Here is a 9,775-nt window from a genome sequence, read left to right as displayed (position 1 = left end):
GTGCGCATCATGGCGAGGGTCCACGGCGGCGAACAGGAAGGCGGGCTCCGCGCCGGAACGCCGGACATCCCCGCATTGGCCGGGCTTCACGCATGGACCCGGGAAGTGCGCAAGCCCGCGTGGGCAGCGGCACTGGCGAAGTGCGCCACGCTTCGCGACCGCCTGGAGGAAGGGATTGTCGCGGCGCTCCCCGGTGCGTCCGTCAACGGCGATCGCGCGGGCAGGCTCCCGAACACCACGCACCTCCATCTCGGCGCTGTCCCCGGGCGCGCGCTCGTCAATGCCCTCGCGCTGGAAGGGATCGCGGCCAGCCGGGGTTCCGCCTGCGCCGCCGGAGATCCCCGCCCCTCGCATGTCCTCCGCGCCATGGGCATGGACGCCTCGCGCGTGGACGGATCCATCCGCTTCAGTCTGGGCATCCACACGACCGGCGAAGACATCGACGAAGTCCTCCGGCGCATTCCGGGAGCCGTGGAAAGCGCGCGCGCATACGCCGCCATCGCACAAGGACAGGCCGCACCGCCGGGCGACGGCTCGGATGAGTGTTGCGGACAGCCGCTGTTCCCCGCATGAGCCATCAGGAATACCATCCGCTCAAGAGGAGACCCTCCCCATGACCGCACCCGACTCCGACGCAAAGCGAGTGGTCGACCTCATCGAACGAGGACGACGCGGCGAATCCCCCCCCGGCTCCGCGACGGAAGCCCGGCCGGACGAGTACACCCTCAACGACCTCATCCGCCTCGCGATTGAGTTCCACGGATTTCCGGTCCCCGGCACCTTGATCGCCGTCTTCATGGCCGACTGGGCGCTGGAACTCATGCCGGAGACCAAGCGCATGGGAACGGTCATCGAAAGCTGGCTCTGCCTCCCGAGCGGAATCCACACCGTGCTGCGGCATCGTCTCGGGAAGACACAGTTCCGCGTCCGGGACCTGCACAAGATCGCCTGCACCTTTTATGACAAGGACACCGGGCTCGGTTATCGCATTCACCTCGATACCCGCCGCACGCCGGAGTTCCCGGCCATCGACCACTGGTTCCGCCGCCTGCTCGACCACTCCGTGCCGAAGGGCGAGCGCTGGGCGCCCGTCTCACTCCAGGTGCTGGAAGCACGCCGCAAGGTCCTGACCGCCACACCGGTCCGGATGACCACCCGTGAACTCGGCATCGATACACCGGTCGTCGCCTGCGATCAGTGCGAAGAGCTCTTCCTCTCCACGGGGGGCACGACCTGCCGCTCCTGCGAAGTCGGCCACTACTACGAGCCCCGGGACCTCGACGAAACCGGGCGGTCCCCCTCATGAGCCGCATCCTCGCCATCGACATCGGGCACGGCACCAAGGATGTCCTTCTCTACGACTCCACCCGAAACCTGGAGAACTGCGTCAAGGTGGTCGTCGGGGCTCCGGCCCAACGCTATGCGGACCGGGTGCTCTCCAGACCGGGCGATCTGGATGTCGTGGGCGACACCGTCGGCGGAGGCCCCCTTGCTTACGCGCTCCGCGAACTCGTGAAAAAGGGGCACCGCGTCCGAACCACTTCCCGCACCTGCTTTCTCGTGCGGAACCGCGTCGAGGATGTTCGAAAGGCCGGCATCGAAGTCGCGGACGACCTCCCGGAAGACTCCGGCAGCGGCACGCGCATTCATCTCGACGAAATGGAGATTCCCGCGCTTCGGGACTTTCTCCACGCGCACGACGAAGACCTCGACAACCTCGACGCCGTCGCGTTCGCCGTGCAGGACCACGGTGCGTACGAGGAGGGGGAGCTGAATCGCGTGTCCCGATTCCGGACCTTCGCGGAGCGCCTCTCCGAAAACCCGCATCCTTCCGCCCTGGCGTTCACACGCGACGACCTGCCCGATGGCTTCCATCGCATGCAGTCAGGACTCGATCGTCTGGCGAGAGACCTCCCCGGTGTCCCGGCTCTTGCGGCGGACACGCCCATGTCCGCGCTCATGGGCTGCCGCGCCGAACTCCCGAGCGACGGGGTGGACCTGCTGGTGAATGTCGGAAACTGCCACCTGATGGCGGGTGTCTTCCGAGGCGACCGCATCCTTTCCGCCATGGAGCATCACACGCGTATGTTCCGCAAGCGTGCCTTTGAACTCGGCGACACGCTCCGCCGATTCGCGGACGGTGACTTTTCGGACGAGCAGGTTCGCGAAGACGGAGGCGAGGGCGCCGTGCACTTCGACCCGCCCGGCTTCCACGCCGTGGAACGGATCCTCGTTACCGGGCCGAACCGGGGCCTCCTTCTCGAGACCGATCTCGACACTCTCTTTCCCGCTCCCGGCGGCGACATGATGATGACCGGGCCTCTCGGACTGGTGCGCTTCGCGGAGAGACTCCTCGGAACCTCCTGACGGCGCCCTCCTCCCCCGGTCGCCTTTACGATCGGGGGGGGGTGTGCTAGCGTGCGCCGACTTCACGAAACCCCGCCTTCCGCCACCCCCGGAGTGAGACCATGGAGTTCTTTGAGACCTTCGTTCATGTCGGCAATCGGTTCGTCTGGGGCTGGCCCGCGAAGTTCCCCCTTCTCGTGGCCCTTCTCCTTTCCGCCGGGTTGTTCGTCACGCTCCGGCTCGCCTTCATTCAGTTCCGGGGGTTTCGTCACGCATGGGATGTGGTGCGCGGACGCTACGACGACCCATCCCACAGCGGCGACATCTCCCACTTCCAGGCGCTGACGACCGCACTTTCCGCCACCGTGGGAATCGGGAACATTGCCGGAGTCGCCACGGCAATCCACTACGGCGGCCCGGGGGCGCTCTTCTGGATGTGGGTCACCGCGGTCTTCGGCATGGCGCTCAAGTACACCGAATGCACGCTCTCCATGCGACATCGCGTCTTCGACGAGAAGAACGAAGCGGCGGGCGGACCCATGTACTACATCGAGCGCGGACTCGGGAAGAACTGGAAGCCGATGGCACTGTTCTTCGCATTCTGCGGAGTCATCTGCAGCTTCGGCAGCGGGAACATGAATCAGGCGAATACGGTCAGCCTCTCCGCGCACACGACGCTGGGCGCGCCCACCTGGATCACCGGTCTCGTCATGGCGGCCGTGGTCGGTCTGGTCATCCTGGGCGGTATCCGCCGGATTGCGGCGGTCTCCTCGCGCCTCGCGCCGACCATGTTCGTGCTCTACGCGCTCGGTGCGCTCACGGTGTTGGTCCGGCACATCGGAGAGATCCCGGATGCGTTCGCGCTCATCCTGCGCGAAGCCTTCAACCCGACCGCCGGTGTCGGGGGAACCGCCGCGGGAGTCTTCGTGACGACGCTCATCTGGGGAGTCAAACGCGGGCTCTTCTCCAACGAGGCCGGACAGGGCAGCGCCCCCATCGCGCACGCCGCGGCCAAGACCGATGAACCGGCACGGGAAGGCCTCGTGGCCATGCTCGGTCCGTTCATCGACACGCTCATGATCTGCACGATGACCGGTCTGGTGATCGTGCTGACGGGTTCGTGGTCCGCGCACAAGCCGGTGGAGGATGCGCTGTCATCCTGCTCCATCCATACCGTCCTCGCCACGCCGGTCCGCGGGGATGTGGTCGCGGACGCGCCTCCTCTTTCCGCGGAGTTCCCGGTCACCGAAGGACTTCTCACCGGCGCGGCCCTTTCGGTGAACGACGGGTTCGTACTCGACGCGCTCGTGCTGGACGCCGACGGAACCCCGTTCACCGGGATGCTCCGCGCGGAATCCGGCGCGCTCGTGGGCGGCGAGAGCCTTCGCTACGGCGGGAAGATCCTCCTCAACTCCTCCGCACTCACCACCTGGGCGTTCCAGCGCGGACTGGGAGATCGCCTTGGAGTCATCGGCAAGTGGATCGTGACGCTGTCCGTCTTCCTCTTCGCGCTCTCCACCACCATCTCGTGGTCGTATTACGGCGACCGTTGCACGGAGTACATCTTCGGGATCGGTGCGGTTCGGATCTACCGGTTGCTGTACACGGCGTTCGTGTTCCTCGGCGCGGTGCTGGCGCTGGAAGTGGTGTGGGCGTTCGGGGATCTTGCGCTGGGGCTGATGAGTATCCCGAACCTCATCGCCATCTTCCTGCTGACCGGGAAGGTGCGGGGGCAGACGAAGGAGTACTTCTCCCGGGAGCATGTGCCGTTTCGATGAGGCCGCGTGCGGTGCCTGAAACAGGCACCGCACATTCCCACCGACCTCCGGCAGTTCTACTTCCAGTGCCCGGGACGCCAGACCCAGCCGCGCGGCGTTTTCTTCCAGTGCCCCGGAGTCCAGTGGGCTCCCCGCCGGGACTTCTCCCAGTGCCCCGGAACCCACTTGTACCGACCTCGCTTCCAGGTCCAGTGCCCCGCCTTCCAGACATGCGTGGCTCCGGGGCTGGCCGGACGGACTTCCTTCCGGGCAGCGGGCGGCGCAGTTCTCACATAGACGGTGCGCGTGGCACAGCCGGACAGCGCGAGCACGCCAGCCGCAAAGGTCGCAATCCAGAATGCGCGAAGTCTCATGGGTCACTCCTCCCCCGGGGACCGTGCCCCTTCAAAGTGAGTTGAACTCCCCCGCCAGCATCTTCTCAGTACAACTGGTAGTTCGCCAGAATCCGATTCTTCTCCGCCTCGACCAGATCCGCAAGAACTCCCCGCACGCGCCCCCCGAGCACCGCATCCGTCACGCCGTTCGCCTCTCCATCCGACGGGGAAAGAAACAACGGCGGCCCCGAGCCCGCCATCACGCGCACGCCTCCCTCCACCGGCACGATACGGATCTCCCCGCGCGGGACTTCGTGATCCAGCGCCCACGAAACCGTCGCCACCGCTTCGGCCGATCGCTCTTCGTCATGCCCGGCCAGAAGGAAGAGCGTCCTTCCCGTAAAAACGACGGCCGTGCGCGGTTCCCCCGCCTCGCTCCGCACGGACCGGGCTTCCGGCTGGGGAGGATTCGTGACCAGCCTGCGATGGATGGGGATGTTCTTCTCCAGGAGAAAGTCCCGCGCCTGGCGCACTCGGTCTTTCGACAGAGGATGCGTGCGGTAGATCCCCAGTTCCTCTTCGATGAACTTCCCGGAAGAACCCGCCATCCTCTCCAGAAAGGTCAGAAAGCCCACCGGATCGTACCGGGTCTTCAGCAGATACCCCACGCCCTCCTGATCCGCGTCCACCTCGGCCGCCACGGAGCCACCGTTCAGGACCGCCGCCGTGATGGCGTTCGCGGCCGCCCCGGCGAGCATGGCCGCCTCCGGGGACTTCCCCAGCACGACCGCTGCCAGCGACGCAAGCTGCAACAGGCCCAGGCCCTTGGGCGCGTTGCGCATGCGCTCGATGGCGTGCTGCCGGACATTGTGCGCAATCTCGTGTCCGAGAACGCCCGCCAGTTCGTCATCGGATTGAACCGCATCCAACAGCCCGCGCGTGACATACACCCAGCCGCCGGGGACCACGAAGGCGTTGACCACAGGAGACGCGACAATGTGCGGGATGTACTCCACATCCGGCCGGGAAGTGGCCGCCGCGATCTCGGCGAGCATCCCCGAGAGCTTCTCCAGCGTCTCTTCGTCGTCCACCAGAAGCACGGAGCGCTCGATATCGAACGCCGCCTCCTGCCCGAGTTCCGTTTCCCGGGGCGTGCTGCCGGGCGGAAGCGCGACGGCAGTCACCACCCAGAGAAGAAGTGCGGCGGCGGTGCCGGGAAGGAGCCTTCGGTTCACGGGGACTCTCCGTGGTGTGAGGCGCGGTTCGAAGGGATCAACCCCCGATCGCCGACATGGTTCGATCCGGTCGGACGAAATCCTCCTGCCCGATACGGTGGCCGGGTTCCTTGCGGTCCACCGCCTTCCGCACAAGGTCCGCGATCTCCGCGTCCGTTCCCCCTTCGCGCAGCAGTTCCCGAAGATCCCGTTCCGCCGTGGAAAAGAGGCAGGTGCGCAGCTTCCCGTCGGAGGTGACGCGGATGCGGTCGCACCGGCCGCAGAAAGGCTCCGTCACGCTTCCGATGAGTCCCACCTCACCGCCGCCGTCCTCGTAGCGCCAGCGCGCGGCGGGTCCGGCCTTCGCGCTCTCCTCCACAGGAAGAAGGGGCCCCACGCCTTCGGAGAGAACTCGCAGAATCTCCGCGTTCGTGACCACCATGTCCGCGTTCCAGCGGTCGTTCCCGATCGGCATGTACTCGATGAAGCGCAGCACACACCCCTTCTCCCGCGCCCATCCCGCCAACGGAAGGATGGCGTCGTCGTTGATCCCGCGCCGGATGACGGCATTGATCTTCACCGGGCGAAAACCGACGCTCAACGCGGCGTCCAGCCCGCGAAGAACCGCTTCCAGCGAATCCCGGCGCGTGAGTTCGCGGAAGACTCCCCCGTCCAGCGTGTCCAGGCTCACATTCACGCGACGAAGCCCCGCGCGAAGAAGAGGGTCCGCCATGCGATCCAGTCCAATCCCGTTCGTCGTCATGCCCACATCCTCAATGCCCGGGACGGACACGATGCGCTTCACAAGATCCGGCAGGTCTTTTCGAAGGAGCGGTTCCCCGCCTGTCAGGCGCACCTTGCGAATGCCGAGAGGCGCCACCACTCGAACGAAGCGCACGATCTCCTCGTACGAGAGAATCTCCGCGCGCGGGATCCACTCTACATTCTCGTGCGGAAGGCAATAGGCGCACCGAAGGTTGCACCGGTCCGTCACCGAAACGCGGAGGTTCACGATGGAGCGTCCGTGCGCATCCAACAGGCTCATGGCGACGCCTCCCCGGTGCGGACGGAAGTCGGAACGCGCGTCCCCGCCGACCACTTCGTTTCGCCATCGTCGAAGTGTTCCCGCTTCCAGACGGGAAGCACCTCCTTGACGCGGTCGATCAGCTGCCGCGCGGCACGGAATGCCGTGTCCCGGTGTGCGGACGACGCGGCCACCAGAATGCTCGGCTCCCCCACCTGAAGGAGGCCCAGCCGATGGACCGCCGCCACGCGGTGGACATCTTCGGCCTCCAGCACTTCCGCACAGATCGCGGCCAGCTTCACCGACGCCAGTTCCTCGGCGGCGGAGTAGTCGATGGAGTGAACGGCGCGCCCTTCGTGCAGGTTTCGCACGACTCCCGAGAAGAGGACCACGCCCCCCGACGCGGGAGTCTCCACAAACCGGAGAAGCTCCGCTTCGTGGAGCGGGTCCTGAGTAATGCGGGAGAGGATTCTCGTGGGCACGGATCAGCCTCCGCTGACGGGTGGGATCAGATGGAGAGTGCGGTCCCCTTCGACCACCCCGGAATCCGGAAGATACTCGGAATCCGTAGCCAGAACACACGAAGGCAGAAGCGGCGCCAGCGGAGGGCAGACCCGCGCGAGCGCGTCTTTCACGTCCTTTGCGGTATCCCCCGCACCCCCGGGCGCGCGAATCTCCCGCACCCCGGCCAGATCGGCCGCGTGCGCATGGAGTCGGATGGTGAGTTCCTGATCCGGCACAGGCCCCTCCGCGGATGCACCGCCCAGTATAGGGGCGAATCCCCGCAACGGACAGTCTCCTTCCGGGCTGATAGTATGGCCGTCCACAAGGGGAGGATGAAGTGAAGTTCTCGGTCGAAGTCGTCTGCGCACTGTCGATGGATGGCCGCATCTCCACCGCCGGGCGCGATCCCTGGATCTGGTCGGGCCCCGAGGACGGCCAGTGGCTCCTGTCCCGGATGACCGAATCGGATCTTCTCGTGGCGGGCGCCGCGACGATCCGAGCCGAAAACCCGTCGCTGTCCGTCCCGGCGGAGTGGTCAAAACGCCGCACGGAAGAGGGACGCCCGCCTCAGCCCGCGCGACTGATCCTCTCTCCGCGTCTTGAACTGGATCCCGCATGCCGCGCATTCGACGAAGACTCCGCGCCGGCACTGGTCGCGGCCTCCGCCGAAGCCATCGCGGAAAGGGGCGCCGACTTCCGGGGCCGGGCGGAACTCCTGCCGCTTCCGGACGACCTCTCGCTGTCGGACTGCCTTGCGCACGCATGCTCCTTGGCCGGAGGCGGGAGGGTCGTCTGCCTCGGCGGCGGGCGGACCAACGCGCTCTTCCTGGAGCAGGATCTCGTCGACCGCGTGTCTTTCACCATCGCGCCGCTCGTCATCGGCGATGCCCGCGCACCCGGCCCCTTCGACGGTCACGGCTTCCCGCCTGAGGCGTTCCCGCGATTCCGGCTTGAGGAGGCGCGCCGCCTCGGGGAGGACCTCCTCCTGCGGTATACACGCACTCCCGCAGACTAGTCCGCCGCGAACTCTACCGAATCGTCCATTGGAACCCCGTGCTCCAGCATCCGGTGAACGGGGCATCGCCCCACAATCTGCGTCAACCGCCGCCGCTGTCCTTCGTCAAAGTCCCCGTCGATCCGCACGCGGGCGCGAATCGACTCCGCCGGACGCGATCGGCCTTCGCCATGAATCAACTCGTAACTCACCTCGACCGATTCCAGCGGGATCTCCTTGTGCTTCGCGTAGATGCGAAGCGTGATGGCCGTGCACGCGCCCAGCGCACCCAGAAGCATCTCCTTCGGGGTGGGCCCGTCGTCCGTTCCGCCCTCCTCCTTCGGTTCGTCCGCAACCCACTGGTGTCCCCGCGCATCCGCCAGAACCCGTGTTCCCTCCCCCATCTTCACCGTGACGCAAGGGGTCGTCTTCATCGCGTCCTCCGTTCCGCTTCCCGCTTCAGGTGCTGCCACAGATACCAGGTCGCCATCGACCGGAAAGGCCGCCAGTCTTCACCCTTGGCCAGCGCCTCGGCCTTGGTCGGCGGTTCGGCCAGCGCGTAGGCCGCCTGGATCCCCGCGCGAAGGCCCAGATCGTCCACCGGGAGAATGTCCAGCCTCCCGAGGTGGAAGATCAGGAACATCTCGGCCGACCACCGCCCGATCCCGCGGACGCGCGTCAGGCACTCGACCACCTGTTCGTCGTCATGCCGGCGGAGCGCCCCCGGGCGAAGTTCGCCCGACTCGACCGCGCGCGACAGATCGCGCAGGTAGGACACCTTCTGCTTCGAGAGCCCCGCCTTGCGAAGACGGCGCCCGTCCGCCCCGAGGAAGTCGTGCGGGCGCGGGAATGCCGGGCCATCGGTCAACGCGCGAACCCGCCCGGCGATGGTCGCGGCGGCCTTCATCGAGATCTGCTGGTGAATGATCGATTCCACCAGCACATCGTACGGATCTCCCGGCGCCCCGATTCCCGCGGTGTACGGCCCCACGCCGCGGATGATTCGACGCAGAACCGGATCCCGACGCGAAAGATGCGCCATCCCGCGCGAGTGCGATTCATCCGGGATGACCCCCTCCGCATGCAGCATCCGCGCTTTCAGCGGAAGTCCGCCTTCGGAGGTGAATCCGCCCAGCCCCCCCGAGTGCGTCAGAACACGGTGGCACGGCACGAGGAGCGGCACGGGATTGGTCGCCATGGCGCGCCCCACTGCACGAGACGCGCCCGGGGAACGCGCCCGACGCGCGAGTTCCCCGTAGGTCACGACCTCCCCGGGATCCACGCGGCGGAGCGCGCGGTAGACGCGCCCTGAAAACGGCGCCACCTGAAGATCCACCGGAATGTCGCGCAAACTGTCCGGCTTCCCGCCGAGGTGCGCACGCACTCGCCGCGCCACCAGAGAGACCACCCGCGGCGGGCGATCCGTTTCGCTGCGCTCCTCCCCTTCCGCGCGCAGCCACCGGACGACCGCCGCGCGATTCTCAGACGGCAGGACAAACCGATCCACCCCGCGAGGAGTCCACGAGAACGCACACACACCGAGTGCTGTCTCGAACAGGTGCAGACCTTCTCCGGCGTCGCGAAACATCGCGCGGCCCCCT

General features: G+C 66.8%; 12 protein-coding genes. 5 read left to right on the top strand and 7 right to left on the bottom strand.

Annotated elements, in window-relative coordinates:
* From QF819_11020 to QF819_11005, 4 genes are all read left to right on the top strand, one after another.
* Window positions 1–573: aminotransferase class V-fold PLP-dependent enzyme (locus QF819_11020; protein MDP6803681.1), on the top strand; the 573-nt coding region annotated here is incomplete at its 5' end.
* Window positions 574–613: 40 nt separating this feature from the next.
* Entirely contained in the window at window positions 614–1,306 is a 693-nt protein-coding gene (locus QF819_11015; protein MDP6803680.1) for an FmdE family protein, read from the top strand.
* A complete protein-coding gene (locus QF819_11010) occupies window positions 1,303–2,367 on the top strand; it encodes a DUF1786 family protein (protein MDP6803679.1) in 1,065 nt (354 codons plus the stop codon). The genes QF819_11015 and QF819_11010 overlap by 4 nt, the downstream gene beginning before the upstream one ends.
* A 101-nt stretch (window positions 2,368–2,468) precedes the next feature.
* A complete protein-coding gene (locus QF819_11005) occupies window positions 2,469–4,124 on the top strand; it encodes a sodium:alanine symporter family protein (protein MDP6803678.1) in 1,656 nt (551 codons plus the stop codon).
* A 56-nt stretch (window positions 4,125–4,180) separates the two neighbouring features.
* Here the strand turns inward: QF819_11005 and QF819_11000 are convergent, their stop codons facing one another.
* The 5 genes from QF819_11000 to QF819_10980 form a co-directional block, all read right to left on the bottom strand.
* A complete protein-coding gene (locus QF819_11000) occupies window positions 4,181–4,477 on the bottom strand; it encodes a hypothetical protein (GenBank protein ID MDP6803677.1) in 297 nt (98 codons plus the stop codon).
* A 65-nt stretch (window positions 4,478–4,542) separates the two neighbouring features.
* On the bottom strand, window positions 4,543–5,673 hold the full coding sequence (locus QF819_10995) for a M48 family metalloprotease (GenBank protein ID MDP6803676.1): 1,131 nt from the start codon (window positions 5,671–5,673) through the stop codon (window positions 4,543–4,545).
* Between the two features lie 37 nt (window positions 5,674–5,710).
* Entirely contained in the window at window positions 5,711–6,697 is a 987-nt protein-coding gene (gene moaA, locus QF819_10990; GenBank protein ID MDP6803675.1) for a GTP 3',8-cyclase MoaA, read from the bottom strand.
* Window positions 6,694–7,158 (bottom strand): molybdenum cofactor biosynthesis protein MoaE, encoded by a 465-nt coding sequence (locus QF819_10985; protein MDP6803674.1) that lies wholly within the window; start codon window positions 7,156–7,158, stop codon window positions 6,694–6,696. The genes moaA and QF819_10985 overlap by 4 nt, the downstream gene beginning before the upstream one ends.
* A gap of 3 nt (window positions 7,159–7,161) precedes the next feature.
* A complete protein-coding gene (locus QF819_10980) occupies window positions 7,162–7,416 on the bottom strand; it encodes a MoaD/ThiS family protein (protein MDP6803673.1) in 255 nt (84 codons plus the stop codon).
* A 101-nt stretch (window positions 7,417–7,517) separates the two neighbouring features.
* Here QF819_10980 and QF819_10975 point away from each other — a divergent pair, with 101 nt between their 5' ends.
* Window positions 7,518–8,195, top strand: a complete 678-nt coding sequence (locus QF819_10975) for a dihydrofolate reductase family protein (protein MDP6803672.1) — start codon at window positions 7,518–7,520, stop codon at window positions 8,193–8,195.
* On the opposite strand, the gene QF819_10970 is transcribed toward QF819_10975, so the two are convergent.
* Both QF819_10970 and QF819_10965 read right to left on the bottom strand, forming a co-directional pair.
* Window positions 8,192–8,608 (bottom strand): OsmC family protein, encoded by a 417-nt coding sequence (locus tag QF819_10970; GenBank protein ID MDP6803671.1) that lies wholly within the window; start codon window positions 8,606–8,608, stop codon window positions 8,192–8,194. The genes QF819_10975 and QF819_10970 overlap by 4 nt on opposite strands.
* On the bottom strand, window positions 8,605–9,775 hold a 1,171-nt coding region (locus QF819_10965), incomplete at its 5' end, for a methylated-DNA--[protein]-cysteine S-methyltransferase (protein MDP6803670.1). The genes QF819_10965 and QF819_10970, both read right to left, overlap by 4 nt.

The sequence above is a fragment of the Gemmatimonadota bacterium genome, assembly GCA_030747075.1.
Classification (GTDB): domain Bacteria; phylum ARS69; class ARS69; order ARS69; family ARS69; genus ARS69.
This window is presented reverse-complemented; position numbering and strand designations above follow the sequence as displayed.